The 17069-nt window shown below is 63.5% G+C and carries 13 protein-coding genes and 1 riboswitch; of the genes, 6 read left to right on the forward strand and 7 right to left on the reverse strand.

The window, feature by feature from the left end:
* Window positions 1–4 precede the first annotated feature (4 nt).
* From ACMKFF_RS07830 to ACMKFF_RS07855, 6 genes are read right to left on the reverse strand one after another with little or no spacing between them, the layout of a single operon-like run.
* Window positions 5–748 (reverse strand): adenosylcobinamide-GDP ribazoletransferase, encoded by a 744-nt coding sequence (locus ACMKFF_RS07830; RefSeq protein ID WP_419496581.1) that lies wholly within the window; start codon window positions 746–748, stop codon window positions 5–7.
* The gene (locus ACMKFF_RS07835; protein WP_418468149.1) at window positions 745–1272 is read right to left on the reverse strand and encodes a bifunctional adenosylcobinamide kinase/adenosylcobinamide-phosphate guanylyltransferase; all 528 of its coding nucleotides are present in this window, start codon (window positions 1270–1272) and stop codon (window positions 745–747) included. Before ACMKFF_RS07835 ends, ACMKFF_RS07830 begins: the two co-directional genes overlap by 4 nt.
* Window positions 1269–2372 carry a nicotinate-nucleotide--dimethylbenzimidazole phosphoribosyltransferase gene (gene cobT, locus ACMKFF_RS07840; RefSeq protein WP_419496582.1) on the reverse strand — a complete coding sequence of 368 codons (1104 nt, stop codon included), beginning with the start codon at window positions 2370–2372 and terminating at the stop codon, window positions 1269–1271. The genes ACMKFF_RS07835 and cobT overlap by 4 nt, the downstream gene beginning before the upstream one ends.
* Window positions 2369–3133: a sugar phosphate isomerase/epimerase family protein gene (locus ACMKFF_RS07845; RefSeq protein WP_419496583.1), complete on the reverse strand. Its 765-nt coding sequence runs from the start codon at window positions 3131–3133 to the stop codon at window positions 2369–2371. The genes cobT and ACMKFF_RS07845 overlap by 4 nt, the downstream gene beginning before the upstream one ends.
* Entirely contained in the window at window positions 3090–3422 is a 333-nt protein-coding gene (locus ACMKFF_RS07850; RefSeq protein ID WP_419496584.1) for a hypothetical protein, read from the reverse strand. The genes ACMKFF_RS07845 and ACMKFF_RS07850 overlap by 44 nt, the downstream gene beginning before the upstream one ends.
* Before the next feature lie 49 nt (window positions 3423–3471).
* Window positions 3472–10659, reverse strand: a complete 7188-nt coding sequence (locus ACMKFF_RS07855; protein ID WP_419496585.1) for an S-layer homology domain-containing protein — start codon at window positions 10657–10659, stop codon at window positions 3472–3474.
* 95 nt (window positions 10660–10754) lie between these two features.
* A riboswitch (cobalamin riboswitch) is annotated at window positions 10755–10979 on the reverse strand.
* A 147-nt stretch (window positions 10980–11126) separates the two neighbouring features.
* On the opposite strand from ACMKFF_RS07855, the gene ACMKFF_RS07860 reads away from it, so the two are divergent.
* The 5 genes from ACMKFF_RS07860 to ACMKFF_RS07880 are packed head-to-tail and all read left to right on the forward strand — an operon-like array spanning window position 11127 to window position 14670.
* Window positions 11127–12047, forward strand: a complete 921-nt coding sequence (locus ACMKFF_RS07860) for an aldose epimerase family protein (protein WP_419496586.1) — start codon at window positions 11127–11129, stop codon at window positions 12045–12047.
* Window positions 12044–12874 (forward strand): thymidylate synthase, encoded by an 831-nt coding sequence (gene thyA, locus ACMKFF_RS07865; RefSeq protein ID WP_419496587.1) that lies wholly within the window; start codon window positions 12044–12046, stop codon window positions 12872–12874. The genes ACMKFF_RS07860 and thyA overlap by 4 nt, the downstream gene beginning before the upstream one ends.
* Before the next feature lie 8 nt (window positions 12875–12882).
* Window positions 12883–13386: a dihydrofolate reductase gene (locus tag ACMKFF_RS07870; RefSeq protein ID WP_419496588.1), complete on the forward strand. Its 504-nt coding sequence runs from the start codon at window positions 12883–12885 to the stop codon at window positions 13384–13386.
* Between the two features lie 52 nt (window positions 13387–13438).
* Window positions 13439–13759, forward strand: coding sequence for a thioredoxin (trxA, locus tag ACMKFF_RS07875; RefSeq protein WP_419496589.1), 321 nt, complete (start codon window positions 13439–13441; stop codon window positions 13757–13759).
* Window positions 13756–14670 carry an NAD(P)/FAD-dependent oxidoreductase gene (locus ACMKFF_RS07880; RefSeq protein WP_419496590.1) on the forward strand — a complete coding sequence of 305 codons (915 nt, stop codon included), beginning with the start codon at window positions 13756–13758 and terminating at the stop codon, window positions 14668–14670. Before trxA ends, ACMKFF_RS07880 begins: the two co-directional genes overlap by 4 nt.
* Here ACMKFF_RS07880 and ACMKFF_RS07885 read toward each other — a convergent pair.
* Window positions 14634–15509 (reverse strand): homocysteine S-methyltransferase family protein, encoded by an 876-nt coding sequence (locus ACMKFF_RS07885; RefSeq protein ID WP_419496591.1) that lies wholly within the window; start codon window positions 15507–15509, stop codon window positions 14634–14636. The genes ACMKFF_RS07880 and ACMKFF_RS07885 overlap by 37 nt on opposite strands.
* 151 nt (window positions 15510–15660) lie before the next feature.
* Here ACMKFF_RS07885 and ACMKFF_RS07890 point away from each other — a divergent pair, with 151 nt between their 5' ends.
* Window positions 15661–16884: an aminopeptidase gene (locus tag ACMKFF_RS07890; protein WP_349135701.1), complete on the forward strand. Its 1224-nt coding sequence runs from the start codon at window positions 15661–15663 to the stop codon at window positions 16882–16884.
* Window positions 16885–17069: the final 185 nt, after the last annotated feature.

Raw genomic sequence — 17069 nt, forward strand, 5'->3', positions numbered from 1 at the left:
TTTCTTACCTCACAAAACATAAGACCGCCGCCCCGGCCAGCTCGCCGAGCGTCAGACCGAAGCCGGAAATATCACCGGACATGCCGTCCAGCTGCCGGAAGCCGCGCCAGACGGCAAGGCAGTAGCCCGCCGCCGCCGCAAGCGGCGCAAGCCCGGCCGCCCCGCAGAGCACAGGCGGCACAACGCAGGCCGCCAGCAGGCACACGAGTGGGAACACGAGCTGCAGGCCCGTTCCGCGCTGCATGGCGGCATACTGGCTCGTGCCCATCGGGCGCAGGCGCTGCACGGCAACGGAAGCGCAGGCGCGGCTCGCCACGGGGATCGCTCCGAGCGGCAGCAGGCGCAGCCACGGCGCACCCGCAAACAGCGCGCACTGGCCCACGGCCAGCAGGACCATACAGATGACGGCAAAGGCCCCACAGTGCGAATCCTTCAGAATTTTCTGCCGCGTGGCAAGGTCGCGCCGCGACAGCAGGGCATCGCAGACGTCCATATAGCCGTCGAGATGCAAAAAGCCCGTGACGAGCCACGGAGCAGCGGCCAGCAGCACCGCCCGCAGCGGCGCAGGGCAGCCGAGGCGCTGCAGCAGCCATGCCATCGCCGCCCACACGAGCCCGACTACGCCGCCCGTGAGCGGCAGGCAGGCGACCATGTGCGGCCGCGCCTTCTCGTCCCAGATGCGGCACGGGCACGGAATGGCCAGAAACATGCCCCATGACATCATAAAGCCCGTGAACCAGCGCTTCACGGCAATTCCCCCTTCCAAAGATGCGGCAGTCCGGCCGTGACCTCGCAGACTGTGTCGAATTCCGCCGCCAGCGTGCGGCAGACGCGCGCAAGGCCGCTGCGGTAGCGCTCCGTCCATTCGTCATAGGCCGCACCGTCGCGGAAAATATCGTCGCAGACGCAGACCAGATGCGCCGCACGGCAGCTGAGCGCCAGCAGCTCCTGCGCTGCCCGCTCCGGGGCGGCGGCATCCGGCTGCGCGCCGGAGAACATCTCGTTTGCAAGCAAAGCCGTCACGCTGTCAAACAGCACGCAAGCCCTCTCCGGCAGTGCGGCGCGCTCCAGCGCCCGGCCGCACTCGACCGTGCTGAAGCCCCAGCCCGCGCGCTCGTCCAGATGGCGGGCGATGCGGGCGCGGTCCTCGCCGTCCACCGGCTCCATCGTCGCCCAGTAGATCATGGGGGCACCAGCGGCAAGCCGGACGCAAAGCCGCTGCGCAAGGCCGCTTTTTCCGCTTTTGCTGCCGCCGACCAGTAAAATTTTCATGGCGTGTCCACGCGGAACGCATCCGGCGTGCGGATGGACTCCAGATAATCGTCGTTGATGGCGGCCTCCGCAAACGTCGCCATGCCATTCATGACGGCGCAGGCGGCCTTCAGCACCTGAAAGGCCAGCGGACAGCCGCTCCCCTCGCCCAGCCGCATGCCGAGCTGCAGGAAGGGCGCAAGGCCCAACTCCTCCGCAGCGCGGCGGTAGCCCGGCTCCTTTGAGGCATGGGACAGGAAGATCGCATCCCGCGCAGCCGGGCACAGGCGCACGGCGCACAGGGCTGCAACCACGGAGATGAGCCCGTCGGCTACGGCCGGGACATGCGCTGCGGCAAGGCCGAGGAACGCGCCCGTCATGGCCGCAAGGTCCAGACCGCCGACGGCTGACAACACGCCGACGGGGTCTGCCGGGTCCGGCCGGTGCAGCGTGAGCGCACGCCGGATCACGTCCTTTTTCTTCCGGAAGGCATCGTCCGTCAGACCCGCGCCGCGGCCGGTCAGCTCCTCCGGCGCAAGGCCGGTCAGCGCCGCCAGAACGGCGGCCGACGTCGTGGTGTTGCCGATGCCCATCTCGCCGATGCCGACGGCCTGCATACCGTCCTGCGCGGCGCGCTGCGCCTGCTCCATGCCGACGGAAATGGCCGTCAGCGCCTGCTTTCGCGTCATGGCGGGCTCCCGCGCGATATCGCCGGTGGAGCGGCGGATCTTCCGATCCACGATCTCCGGGCAGCGGACATCCGCGTCGATGCCGACGTCCGTCACGACGACGGAATCGCCAAAGGCCGCTGCCAGGGCGGACATACCCGTGATATGCCGTGTCATATTGATAGACTGACTGAGCGTGACCGAGACCGGCGTTGCCGAAACGCCCTCGGCCGTAACGCCGTTATCCGCCGCGAACACGAGCACGCGGCAGCGGTCAATCCGATTTTTCACCCGGCCGGTCAGTCCTGCCAGCCGGATGGAGACATCCTCCAGCGCGCCGAGACTGCCCGGCGGCTTGGCCAGCTCCGCCTGACGGCGAGCGGCAGCGTCCATCGCGGCGCGGTCCGCCGGGCGGATGGAGCGCAAAAAAGTCTGAAATTCCTGCTCTGTCATGGTTCCTCCAGATAGCCCCGCGCGCAAAGCCAGCGCAGCGAGGGCTCACAGTTCTGATTTTCGATCGTATAATCCGCCGCCGGGCACTGCTCCGCCAGCGCGGCAAGGATATCCGGCATCGGGATCATGCCCTGCCCGAGCGCGTCGTGCAGGTCCCAGTCGCCGTCGTTGTTGTGCAGGTGCACATGGCGCAGCCACGGGGCCATCGGCGCGATCCAATCCAGAGGCGGCGTTTTGCTCACGCGGGTATTGGCATGGCCGACATCGAGGCACAGGCCGAAGCGCGGGTCATCGACGCCCGCTGCGATCTGCACGAGCATGTCCGGCTCCGGCTCCATCACGTTTTCCAGCGCTAGGCAGAGACCGTCCGGGGCGTCCCGCAGAAATTCCCGCCAGAATTCGACGGACCGGGCCGTGAACCACTCCGGGAAATAGACGAGCGGGATATAGCCGCTGTGCACCACGATGCGCCGGATGCCGAGCGCCAGCGCCGCCTGCACGGTCTGCCGGAAGCGCAGCATGACAACCTCGCGCACGCGCGGGTCGATGGCGCAGGGCGACAGCTCCGCAAACGGCGCATGCAGCCAGAGAGAGCCGATCCCACTGCAGCGCGCCCGCGCAGCCTCCATGGCCGCAGGTTCTTCCAATTTCCGCGCCTCGCAGAAATCCGTCAGCTCCAGCCCAAGGCCCCATTTCCGGGCCAGCGAAGCCGCATTTTCATCCATCCCGGAGAGGAATAACTTTCCCCGTAAACTCTGCATGCCTTCCCCTCACTTTCAAAGCCGCACTGCACAATTCAGCAATCGCATATCGTGCGGTGTTGCTCAAGGAAGCTCTGATTAAATCAGCAAGAGTGGATGGCGAGAGATTTTCTGTCAAGTCAAGGTTTGAAAAATGCAGGAATACTTTGTGTATTTCAAGTTTTTCAAACCGATGGATTGGCGGAAAATATCCGCCATCCACCGCAGATGATTTATTCAGAGTTTCCTCAAATATGATATCACAAAAAGCGGCGGATGCCAACATCAATCTCGATGCGGCATCCGCCATTTTCGCAGCATCCCCGCACCGCCGCAGAGCGGTACGGGAGCGCCAAGCCTTACTTGCGGAGAGCGGCGAAACGCATCAGCAGCGTTGCAACCTCTGCGCGGGTCGCCGTGCCCTGCGGCTCGAGGCGGCCGTTGTCCATACCACGCAGCAGGCCGACGGCGACTGCCCAGCGCACCGCTGCGAGCGCATAGGAGCTGACCTGCATCCCATCGGAGAACTGCGACAGATCATCGCGTGCGCCGGTGACAGCGCCGATCTTTTCCGCATAACGGACGATCATCGTGACCATCTGCTCGCGGGTCACCGGGGACTCGGGGTCGAACGCCGTGGTGGACACGCCGTTGATCACGCCGGCCGCATAGGCCCAGCGGACTGCATCGGCATACCAGGCATCGGCAGCGACATCCGCAAACGGGAGCGCCGCGGAGCTTGCCGGGCTGCCTGCCACGCGCCAGAGCACCATGGCGAACATCGCGCGGCTCATCTGGCCGTTCGGGCGGAACGTGCCGTCCTCAAAGCCGATGAACAGGTGGTTCGTGATGGCATAGTCCGTGCTGAGGTGATACCACTGCGCGGGATCAAGATCCGGGAAGGCGCGGCTCGGGCAGTTCGCACCGCCGTCACACACCGGGGCCTTGCCCGTCACCGTGACGACACACTGGCTGTAGGTGTGGTTGCTGTCGCCCGTCGTGAGGACGTAGACGCCTGCGGTGTCAAAGTGCCAGGCAAACGTGCCGTCCGCGGCCGTCCTGCCGAGCAGCTCGCCGCCGCAGAAGATCTGCACGCCCTCTGCCGGAGCAACACCGGTTCCCATCTGGTACACCGTTGCCGTGAACGTCTCGCTCGCCGCTGCGGTGAGCGCGGTCTCGTGGAACCAGACGTTGTACTTATAGCCGTAGTAGCTGTCGGAGTCGGCCGTCGACTCATTGGCAAACACGCCGTAGATGCCGCCGGCCGTGACGGGGACCGTCAGCGGGGAGGACGTATCATACGCGCCGTTCACGAAGTAATACTGGCCCCAGTATGCCACTGCCGCATTGGCCGCGTTGAAGTCTTCCGGGCCAGTCAGGCTGCCGATGTAGCCATATTCGCTGACCGTGAGGACATAGTCCTCGCCGAAGCCCTGCTGCAGCGCCTCTGCGACCGTGCTGGAGGAAGGGACCTCCAGCGTGCGGTCGATCGCGCCGATGCCGTTCACGCCCGTCAGGCGGACCGTGACCGTCGCCTTGAAGGGCTTCTCCGTCACATGGACGCGGCACTGGCTGTAGGTGTGCAGCTCGTCGCCGGTCGTGAGCACATAGTCGCCCGCATGCTCAAAGCGGCAGATAACCTTGCCGTTCTCATCGCTGACGCCCATCACATTGCCGTCCGCGTAGACCTTCACGCCTGCCTGCGGCACGGCGGTATTGCCCTGCATCTGGTAGACCGTGACGTCAAAGGCCGTCTCGGCCTCGGCGGTAACGCTGCGCTCGTGGATCCAGACGTTGTACTTGTAGCCATAGTTCTCGCCGGTCGTGTTCTTCTCGTTGGCGAAGATACCGTAGACCGCGCCGTCCGTGACAGGGACCGTCAGCGGAGAGGACGTGTCATACGCGCCGTCGATGTAGTAATACTGACCCCAGAACTCAACGCCCGCATTGGCGGCGTTGAAATCGTCCGGGCCGGTCAGGCTGCCGATGTAGCCATAGCCGCTGACCGTGAGCGTGTAGTCCTCGCCAAGGCCCTCCTGCAGAGCCTCCGCCACGGTCTTGTCCGACGTCGTGTCAAACGTGCGGTCCACTGCGCCGACACCGTTCACGCCGGTCAGCACGACCGTGACCGTCGTCCTGACGGGAGGCTGGTCGCCGCCCGGGTTCGGACCGTCCGTGCCGAGGACCGTCATGGTGGCGGAGACCTTCTGACCGGTCAGCTTGGAGAAGTAGTCGTCATACCATGCGCCGGACGTAATCTTCTTGGCATACTTGGCAAAGACGGCATGCTCCAGCACGCTCTCAACGGTGACGGACGTGTTGTACTTCGGCTGCGTCAGCACCAGATTCTCATGGGCAATGACGGCCGGATTGCTGGACTTGAACTTGTTATACTGCTCCTGACCGCCGACGGAGGAATAATCCGCCTGATCTCCGGCCACGATGCCAGCACCATGCGCGTCGCGGTAGTCATACAGCCACGTCAGGCCGCCGTTCTCGCCCGCAACGGCCTCGCGGAAGGCGTGCAGGCTCTTCGTCACGGCGTACCGCGACTCGTTCGCTCCGTCGTTCAGACCATCCCAGTAGTGGGCCTTGACCTGCTCCATGAGGTTCAGCGCATCGTCAAGCTCCGCCTTTGTCAGCGGCAGGACCTTGAGGGCGATCTGCTTCTGCACGGAGACGTCCTTTGTCTTGTGCTGCATGGTGACGGTCAACGTCACCTCCGCCGCGGCCTCGCCGGGCATCGGGCGGTAGATATTGGCGCGGTAGGCGTTGATCTCGGCCACATCCGGATCGCCCGAAGTGACGATGAACTTATAATCGTCATAGTTCTCGATGCCGGTAGCGCGTGCCGTGAGGAGCTGGATGTCGCCGTTCACGGCCTCGGGGTCGATGACCTCGCCGGTCACAACATAGGTCAGCTTTGTGACGAGATAGTTCTCGTCAAGCTCCTTCTGCATCTGCTGACGCAGCGGCTCGAGATCCTCGGCCGGGAGCGTCAGACGGAAGCCCTCGGCCTGCAGCGAGCTCTCGTTGAGCTGGAACGTCAGGGTCGGATAGAGATGGACCTTCGTGTCAACGCTCGGGCGTGTGACGCGGCCCGTCAGGACTTCGCCCGCCGTGCTGCCCTCGATGGAGATCAGCTTGGAATCGGATGTCCAGGCGAACGTGACGAACGGATAAGCGCCGGTACGCTGCGGGAGCTGCAGGTCGGAGATAATCTCCGCTTCGCTTGTATTCTGATTGCGGATGGTATCGAACGTAACGGAGGCCGCCGCCTTTTCGAGGTAATCCCGGACGGTGTCCAGATCCCAGTTCAGGATGACCATCGCCGTGATATCCGCGCTGCTCTCGCCGCGCGTAAGCGTCAGCTCCACGCCGGAGACGCGGGCAAAGTGCGCCGCAAGGCCCAGCGTTGCGGGGTCCGCGTTGAAATAGGTGATCTTGCCGTCGGCCGCGATGCCGGTCGTCTGCGCCACATCCATCGGATAATCGAGCGCGCCGGGGTCCTTCACGGTGACGGTGATGCCGTCAAGGTTATTTCTGCTCAGATAGTTTTCCACATAGGTGCAGAGGTTCGTATCCGTACCGGGGACCGGGTTCAGCGTGGACTTGCTGTCCAGCAGGGACTTGGCCGCCGTGACGAGCTCGTCGTTCTGCGCCTTCAGGGACTTCACCGTGATGAGGAAGGTCTTCGTCCCGGTCTCGCCGCCATAGGCCAGCGTCGCCGTCAGCTTCACATAGACCGTTCCCGTGGACGGGAGCGTCACAACGCCCTCCGGCGTGATGACCGCGCCGTTCGAGCTGGCCCAGGTGATCGTGCCGTCAAAGCCCTCGACCGTCGAAGCGAGCGCCAGCGTGCAGTTCTCGATGACGAGCGTCGGCTCGACCGTGAGCTTTTCCGCCGCGCGCGCAATGGCCTCGGCCGCCGCCGTGTTGACCACATGCGTGCCGCCCTGCCATGCCAGCAGCGGATAGCCGCCGTTGCGACCGTCATCCTGGTGGAAGGCTTCATTGCCGAGCGCGAGAACGAAGGCAGTCTCCTTCATCTCCACGGCGGTCTTGGCCGTCGCTTCGACATTGACGCCGTCCTTCGTGTTGCCGGTCGCAGCAGAGGCGGAGCCTTCGAGATAATAGCTGTTCCGAATTTCGGCCGCATATTCGCCGACGAGCGCGCCGCAGGAAGCGCCCTTGACGCTGCCGGTGTTATAGCAGTTCGTGACCGTGGGATCCGTGCCGCCGGTGTGCTTGCCCGCGATGCCGCCGACGCAGGTCGCGCCGGTAACGGAGCCGGTGTTGTAGCAGTTCAGGATCTGCACGCTGCCGTTTTCGGTGTAGCCGACGATGCCGCCGACATAGCCGCGGTTGTTGCTGCCGCCGTTGATCGCGCCGGTGTTATAGCAGCCCGTGATGGGCGCATAGCTCGCGCCGACGATGCCGCCGACCTTCGCGTCGGAATAGGCGCTGCTCAGCGTGCAGGTCACGCTGCCCTCGTTGCCGCAGTTCACGATCGCACCGCTGGCATAGACGCGCGCGGCGATGCCGCCCGTCACGCCGCCGTAGGAGGCCGCATTCGTGATGTTCACGCGGCTGACGCAGCCCTCGATACGGCCGTAGCTCTGGTTGGCGAAGGCGCCGATCGCGCCGTCGCCCTCGATCATACCGACAAGCGTGACATTCTTGATCACGCCGTCCGCGCCGAGATAGCCGCACAGGCCCATCGCAGATTCGTAGGTATCGTCATTATCGCAGCTGTAATAGCCGCTGATCGTCTTGCCGTTGCCGTCAAAGATGCCGCTGTACTGCAAGTTGTACTTGCCAAAGCCGCCCCAGCGGTTGGCCTTCGGTGCCTCTGCACTGTTGAGCACGAGGTTCACCATGATACGGGCGTTGATCGTCGTCTCACCGCCGTTGACCTTCGCGGCAAACCACGCCAGCTCCTCAGGCGTCTTGATGAGGTACCACGTCACGCCGTTTTCGGTCTTCGTCTCCGGCGCGGTATCGGAGGCCTTGCCCGTCCAGACATTGCTGCCCTCCTCGAGTCTGACCGTAACAGTCAGATCCTTGCCCGCGACCGTGAAGGAACCGGCCACATTCAGATAGCCGTCCAGCATAACGGCATAGGAATAGGTGCCGTCCGGCAGGCTGTAGACGCCGTTCACCGCCGTCTGCTCGCCGCCCTCGGCATGCGTCACGGTAATGTCCGCGCCGCTCAGCGCGCTGCCGTCGTCCGCCTTCACGGTGGCAATGCGCACACTATGGCGCGCCGCCTGCTGCAGCGTGACATGCAGGCTGTCGTTTTCGCCCGTGACCGTCAGGCTGCCCGACGCGGTCTCGTAGCCGAACAGGCTCGCCTCATAGGTGTAGCTTCCCTTCGGCAGGCGCCATGCGCCGTTCACGGCGCTCCACTGCTTGCCATCGGCATCACGAAGAACGAGCTTTGCCTCGGCCGGGGTCAGCGTCACGCTGACGGGATAGGTGCGGACCGAGAGGGTGACCGTGATGGTGCGGCCTGCGCCGTCGATCGTAAAGCTTCCGGTCACATCGTCGCACTCATCGCGCGTGACAAGATAGGTATAGCTGCCGGAGACAAGGCGATAGGTGCCGTCCTCCTCCGGGGTCTGCTCCACGTTCTGCGCATCGTAGACATGGACGGAAGCGCCGGTCATGTTGACGGAGAACGCCACGATGAGCTTGGCATCCGCATCCTGCCAGGCAAGGACGGGATAGCCGCTGTTCTGATTCTTCGCGTCGTTCACGAATGCGCCGCCGAGCTTCAGCACGGTGTCGAACGACTTCAGCTGCTCTTCCGTGAGGGCAGTCGTGTCGCCGGAGCCGCTGCCGATGGCCTGCGTGCCCGTGAGGTAATAGCAGTTCGAAACGGAGCCGCCGTTGTAGCCGATGAGCGAGCCCGCATAATTATAATTGCCCGCTGCCGCCAGTGTGATCGCACCGGCATTGTAGCAGGACGTCACGGTCGTGTTCGAATCCGTCTGGCCGAGAATGCCGCCGACGCGGTTTCCGGTGGCGGAGCCGACGTTATAGCACTCGCTCAGCGTAGTATAGTAGGCAGTGCCAACGATACCGGCCGAGAAATTGTTCGTACCATTGCTGATCGTGCCGAAGTTCGCGCAGCGCAGGACGGTCGAGCGCGCAGCGGACTTGCCGTTCAGACGGCCGACGATACCGCCGACATTCCGGCTCGTACCGGTGACCGTGGCATAGTTCGCGCAGGCCTCGATCGTGGCGCTGTCCGCCTGACCGGCGATGCCGCCGACATAGCCGCGGCCGGAGATGCTGCCGCGGACCGTCAGGCGGCGTACGGCCGCGCCGGTATCCAGGCAGCCGAACAGGCCGGCATAATCCGTCGTCTGCGAGACGAGCAGATTATCGATCGTGTGATACGCGCCGTCAAAGCTGCCCGCGAAGCGGCGGGCATCGCTGCCGATCGGCGTGAAGGCCACATTGCCCATGTCCAGATTGGCTGCGAGTGTCACATGCTTTCCGGCAAAGGCATTGCCGGAGGCGACCTGCGCGGACAGATAGGCCAGCTCCTCGCCGTTCGAGATGAGATAGGGATCGGCCTGCGTACCGGTGCCGCCCGCAAAGCCGTCTGCCACCGTTCCGTCCCATTCGATGCCGGGGACCATGGTGACCTTGACCGTCGTGTCGGCCTCGCCGAGCGTGAACGTGCCGCGTGCCGTCTTATAGCCCGCAGCCTTCACCTGATAGGAATAGTCCGCCGGGAAGAGCAGGTAGGAGCCGTCCTCCTCGGCCTGCATAACATTGTCGCCGTGCTTCACGGTAACGGCCGCCGTCGTGCCTGCGGCAAGGCCCGTGATCAAGAACGCCGCCTTATGGCGTGCAAGCTCCGTCATGGTCACGGGGACTTCAACGGCCGCATCCGTCACGGTAAAGCTGCCGGTGGCCTGCGCATAGCCGAAGGCCTCGGCCGTATAGCGGTACTCGCCCGCCGGAACGCTGGCCTTGCCGTCCGTCACGGCATAGGAAGCATCCGCGCTGTCCGTCAGCGTAAAGGCCGTGCCTGCAGGCGCGCCCGTGAACGTGACGCCATAGTACGTTTTGCAGCTGAAGTCCTTCAGATAGAGCGTGTCATCGTTCTTATCGCTGCTGTAGTCCTTGGAATACCCGATGGTCACGACGTCATTCGCCGCGACCTCCATCGTGTAGGTCTGGAAGGACGTCATCGCACCAGAATACGAAGCCTTGCTGGACTGCGTCAGGTTCGTTCCGTTCTTCGTGACCGCCATGTAGTCATAGTTGGACTCGCTGGAGACCTTATAGGAGAAGCGGAACGTACCGCCGCTCCGGAAGGTCAGCTTGAGGGTGGAAGTCGTTCCCCCCACACCCTTGTTGCCGGATATCAGGCAAGTCTCGTCGTCGCTCTCCGCAAAGGGATAGGAGGCGTCGTTTTCCACGGTCGCCGGAACGTCCGCAAAAAACTCATCAAAACTTGCCGCTGCTGCGACCGGGATGCTGCACAGCACCATGCACAGCACAAGGATCGCCGCGATCATTCGTTTCATGATCCAATCTTCCTTTCTTGATACGAAAATAATAAAAACACTGCGGCAGAGGGCCTCGTTTCCCCTGCCGCAGCCGTTTTCCTGCGTCATGGCGCACCTGCGCCGCATGCTTCTGTAGGTCTTCTGACTCGTGCTCCCGGGTCTCCCCCGCAACGCGGCGCTCAGCCTTCTCAGGTCGCCCCAATGACCGGCTTTCGCCCATGGAGCTCGCGTCTTGCACATACAGCGCCGGTCGGCGTTGCAGGCTCTCACTGCATTCCCTTGTCCATCCCCGGCTGTACATATGCCCTGCCGGAGCCACAAAAGCTTTTTGTTTTTAACTTATTCAGTATAGCATATTTCCGCAGCATTGTAAAGCCGGATGAAAAACGTTCCGACCCTATAACCGCCGTTGACGGAGCGCCGAAAATACGCTATAATTTAATTGTATATTATGATCCGCCCCCGGCGGGAAGGAGTGCAGCATTATGATCCAGTTATCTGATTTCTATGGCTACAGCATGTATACCATCTCTTCCGATACGCTTTCCGTCTCCGTGATGAGCCTCGGTGCGACCGTCACAAAGCTTGCTTATCTGGGCCGCAATGTCGTGGTCAGCCTGAAGACCCCGGACGACTATCTGCAGGACACCAGCTATCTCGGCGCGATCGTCGGACGCTATGCCAACCGCATTGCGGGCGGCCGCTTTCCGCTGAACGGCGAGACGGTGCAGGTCGAGCAGAACGAGGGCCGCAATCACCTGCACGGCGGCAGCGTCGGCTTCCACAAGCGCATCTGGGCAGCTGAATGCCTTGGGGAGCAGGCCGTTCGCTTCACGCTGCACACGCCGGACGGCGACGCGGGCTATCCCGGCGCGCTGACGATGCACGTCACCTATCGCGTGGAGGGCAGCCGGCTGTTCCTCGATTTTGAGGGTGTCAGCACAAAGGACACCATCCTTGCGCCAACGACGCACATGTATTTCAACCTCGGCGGCACAGAGAGCATCCTCGGAACGACGCTGCAGATCAATGCCGGCCGCTGGATCCCCGTGGACGGCGAGCTCATTCCCACCGGCGAGCTGCGCCCGGCCGAGGGCCCGTTCGACTTCCGCACGCCGCACACCATTGCGCAGAACTTTGACCACGGCTTCGTGCTCGACGGGCAGGACGCTCTTGTGGCAGAGGACGGCGGCGTCCGCCTGTCGCTGCACACGGACTACCCTGCCCTGCAGCTCTACACCGGTGAATTCCTCTCGGGCAAGCTCCATCCGAATCAGGGCTTTGCCATTGAGCCGGAGGCCTGCCCCGACACGCCGAACCATCCGGAATTCGGCTCCTCCGTGCTGAAGGCCGGTGAGACGTTCCATCGCTCCATCACCTATACCTTCGAATCCACCGCAAAATGAGCCGCGCCGATTTGCTCTACCGCGAGACGTGTGCACGCATCCTGCGCGAGGGTGTCTGGGACACCGATCAGTCCGTTCGCCCGCGCTGGGCGGACGGTTCCCCGGCCCATACGGTCAAGTGCTTCGGTGTGGTGAACCGCTATGATCTGCAGGAGGAATTCCCGCTCATGACGCTGCGCCGCACCTATTGGCGCTCATGCGTGGAGGAGCTTCTGTGGATCTGGCAGAAGAAGTCGAACAACGTCCGCGACCTCGGCAGCCACATCTGGGACAGCTGGGCCGATGAGAACGGCTCCATCGGCAAGGCCTACGGCTATCAGCTCGGCATCAAATACCGCTTCCCGGAGGGAGAGTTCGATCAGGTCGACCGCGTGCTATACGACCTGAAGCACAACCCGGCCAGCCGCCGCATTCTGACAAACCTCTACAATTTCGCCGATCTGCACGAGATGGCTCTGTATCCCTGCGCCTATTCCATGACGTTCAATGTCAGCGGCAACCGGCTCAACGCCATTCTGAATCAGCGCTCGCAGGACATGCTCACGGCAAACAACTGGAATGTCGTGCAGTATGCCGTGCTCGTGCACATGCTGGCGCAGGTCAGCGGTCTTGTCGCAGGCGAGCTCGTGCATGTAATCGCCGATTGCCATATCTACGACCGCCACATTCCGCTTGTCGAGCAGATGCTGGAGCTGGAGCCGTATCCCGCGCCGGAATTCCAGCTCGATCCTGCGGTCACGGACTTCTATGCCTTCACGCCGGACAGCGTGCAGGTGGAGAACTACCGCTATCATCCGTTTTCGGCCAGAATTCCTGTCGCCATTTAGGAGGAGCCATGGACTGCATCGTCAACGTCACGCAAAACTGGGGCATCGGGAGGGACGGCGATCTGCTTGTCTCCATTCCCACCGACCTGCGCCGCTTCCGCGCGCTCACGACCGGGAAGACCGTGATCTATGGCCGCAAGACCCTGCTCACCTTCCCCCACGCGCGCCCGCTGCCGAACCGCGAGAACTGGATTCTCTCAGCCACGCCCGGCTTTTCCGTGCCGGGCGCAGCGGTGTTTCCGTCGCTTGCGGCCCTGCAGGAAGCCCTGCGTACCCGTCCGGCCGATTCGCTGTGCCTCATCGGCGGTGCGAGCGTCTACCGCGCGCTGCTGCCGTGGTGCAGCCGCGTGCTGCTCACGCAGACCTGCGCCGACCTGCCTGCCGACCGGTTTTTCCCCGATCTGGACCGGCTCCCGAACTGGCGCTGCACGGACACCAGCCCCCTGCAGGAGGACGGCGGCCATTGCTTCCGCTATCTGACCTACGAAAACGACGCTCCGCTTCCGTTATAAACATAGAATTGCTCCCTTCTGCGCAGACTAAGCGCCGAAGGGAGTGATTTTTATGCCGATTTTACCTTTGACGGAAGAAAATTTCGAGCAGGAGGTCCTGCAGGCCGAGGGGCCGGTGCTCGTAGACCTCTTTGCCGCGTGGTGCGGCCCGTGCCGTGCGCTTGCGCCGGTGCTGGAGATGCTGGCAGAGGCCCGGCCGGAGCTGCGCATCGGAAAGGTCGATGTGGACGCCCAGCCCGAGCTTGCGGCGCGGTTTGACGTGCTGACCGTCCCGACGCTGCTGCTGTTCCGCTCCGGCAGGCTGCTCCGGCGCACGACCGGCGCAAAAACACCGGCGGAGCTGGAAGAATTTCTGCGGAGCGGCGAAGCATGAGATGCTATGACATGGCCGTGGTCGGGGCCGGACCGGCGGGCTGCACGGCGGCTCTCTATGCCGCCCGCGCCGGGCTGGACGTGCTCGTTCTCGAGCGGCTCGGCCCCGGCGGGCAGATGGCGCAGACGCAGCACATTGAGAATTACCCCGGCTTTCCGGAAGGCGCAGACGGAGCCGCGCTGGCAGACGGCATGAAAGCGGGTGCGGAGCGCGCGGGGGCCATTTTTCTGCTGGCCGACGTCCGCAGCGCGCAGCTCACCGGCCGCGTAAAGGAGCTGCAGACAGACGGCGGGCCGGTCCTTGCCCGGACCGTTGTGCTCGCCACGGGAGCGGGCCCGCGGAGGCTCGGGCTGCCGCAGGAGGACGAGCTGCCCGGCGTGAGCTACTGCGCCGCCTGCGACGGGGCGTTTTTCCGCGGGAAGGACGTCGCCGTGGTCGGCGGCGGCAATTCCGCCGTCAGCGAAGCCCTGCTGCTGTCGCGGCTGTGCCGCCATGTGTCGCTCGTGCACCGCCGCAGCACATTCCGGGCATCTGCCGCAGAGCTGGCGGCGCTGGAAAAGCAGGACAATGTGACATTCTGCCGGAACAGCATCGTAACGGAGCTGCTGGGCCGTGAGCGCCTGACCGGCATCCGCCTGCAGAACGGCCGGGAGCTGGAGATCAGCGGCCTGTTTGTCTGCATCGGCCGCACGCCTGTCTCCGCCCTCGGCGGCGAGCAGCTCCGCCGGACGCCGGACGGCTATTACTGCGCGGACGAGACGACACGGACCGGCCTGCCGGGCGTTTTTGCCGCAGGCGACGTGCGGGAAAAGCAGCTGCGCCAGATCGTTACGGCCGTCTCGGACGGCGCAGCGGCGGCGCAGCAGGCGGAGCATTATCTGGGCAAAACGTCCCGCAGGGCGGAAATATAGCGCGGATCCGTGCCGCAGCAGCCGCCGACGAGTGCAGCTCCGGCATCGATCAGCGTGCGCATATGCTGCGCGAATGCCGCCGGGCCCATGGAATAGATGGCCTCGCCCTCCGGCGAGATCTCCGGCATACCCGCATTCGGCTTGACAAGGAGCGGCACCTTCGCGGCCTGCTTCATATTGCGCACAAGGCTTTCGAGCTGGTCCGGGCCGGTGGAGCAGTTGATGCCGACTGCGGCCGCGCCGAGCTCCTGCAGCGTCTCCACGGCCTCGACGCAGGTCCCGCCGAAATAGCCGCTGCCATCGGCCTGCACCGTCATGCTGCACAGGACCGGCAGGGCGCAGACACTCTGCGCCGCCTCGAGGGCGACGGTCATCTCGTCGATGCCGAGCATGGTCTCCACAACGAGCAGGTCGGCCCCGGCCTCGGCCAATGCCGTAATTTGCTCCGTGTAAATTTCAAACAGCTCGTGATATGTCATCGTCCCGGCAGGCTCGAGCGGCACGCCGGTCGTTGTGAGGTCGCCTGCCACGAGCGCGCGGCCGCCCGCCGCCTCGCGCGACAGCGCAACGAGCTGCCGGTTCAGAAGCGCAACATCGTTCTCGCGGCCGCAGCGTGCAAGCCCGCGCCGGTTGGCGCAGAACGTCGGCGCATAGATGATCTGCGACCCGGCCGCGATATAGTCCCGCTGCAGAGCCAGCAGAGGCTCCGGATGCTCTGTGACCCAGACCTCCGTGCAGATGCCGCGCGGCATGCCCGCGCGCATCAGGTTCGAGCCGGTCGCGCCGTCGAGCAGTACGGGGCCGCGCGCAAGCAGCGCCTGAAAAGCTTCGTTTGTCATAGGTTCCTCCGTGGTATGGTTTTCTCTTCTATTTTACCCGCTCCGGCGGGAATTTGCAACGAGAAACTTCCGCATGCATTTTCGGTTGCATTCCGGTGGGGTTTCTGCTAGAATAGCGATAGATTCCATTCATTATTACAAGGAGGACAATATGAAAAAGTCCGTACTGCGCAAATATGCCACGCTGATCGCCACGGTCGGCGTCAATGTCCAGAAGGGTCAGGAGGTCTTCATCGCCGCCGAGCTCGATCAGCCCGAATTCGTAAAGATGGTCGTTGAGGAATGCTACCGCGCCGGTGCCAAGCGCGTTGTGGTGGACTGGGACTATCAGCCGCTGACGAAGCTCCATGTCCGCTGGCGCAGCCAGAAGAACCTCTCCACGCTGGAAAACTGGGAGGAGGCCCGCTGGCAGCACTATGTCGATGAGATTCCCTGCCGCATCTACCTGATTTCCGAGGACCCGGACGGTCTGCGCGGCGTCAATCAGGAAAAGATGGCCAAGGCCGGTCAGGCCAAGTACAAGGTCATCCGCCCGTACCGCGACCAGATCGAGAACAAGTATCAGTGGTGCATCGCGGCCGTCCCCGGTGTTGCGTGGGCAAAGAAGCTCTTCCCGAACCTGTCGAAGGCACAGGCCGTCGAGAAGCTGTGGGAAGCCATTCTGGCCGCCTCCCGCGTGGACGACGACCCCGTTGCCGCATGGAAGGCCCATAACGAGGACCTCGCCCGCCGCTGTGCCTATCTGAACGACCTCGGCATCACGGAGCTGGAATATCACAGCTCGAACGGCACGAATTTCAAGGTCGGCATGATCGAAGACGCCGAATTCAAGGGCGGCGGCGAGAACTCTCTGCTCGGCCACTTCTTCAACCCGAACATCCCGACGGAGGAGGTCTTCATCTCTCCGAAGCGCGGCGTGGCAGAGGGCATCGTCTATTCCACGAAGCCTCTGTCCTATCAGGGCCAGCTTATCGAGAACTTCTCCATCCGCTTTGAGGGCGGCAAGGCCGTCGAGGTCCATGCCGAAAAGAACGAGGCCCTTCTGCAGAAGCTCATCTCCATGGATGAGGGCGCTTCCTACCTCGGCGAGTGCGCGCTCGTTCCCTATAACTCCCCGATCCAGAATTCCGGCCTGCTGTTCTACAACACGCTGTTCGACGAGAACGCCGCCTGCCATCTGGCGCTCGGCATGGGCTTTGCCGACACGATCAAGAATTTTGAGAACTACACGCTCGACGAGTGCCGTGCCAAGGGCATCAACGATTCCATGGTGCATGAGGACTTCATGATCGGCTCCGCCGACCTGTCCATCGACGCGCACACGCGCGACGGCCGCACCGTGCCGATCTTCCGCGACGGCAACTGGGCATTTTAATGGGGATCTCTGAATATATCAGAGCTTTTCTGAGTCCCGGACATAAAAGCTGCTGCAGCGATTGTGCTGCAGCAGCTTTTTATGTGCGCCCGGTGAGCGCACGTTCTATAGGGTGAAAGTCCCGAGTCCGCCCGGTAGCGGGAAGGGCTAGCCAAAGGCAAGGGTGTCCATCGTGAGGTGGAATC

The organism is Faecousia sp., from assembly GCF_048519415.1.
Lineage (GTDB): Bacteria > Bacillota > Clostridia > Oscillospirales > Oscillospiraceae > JAZOXB01.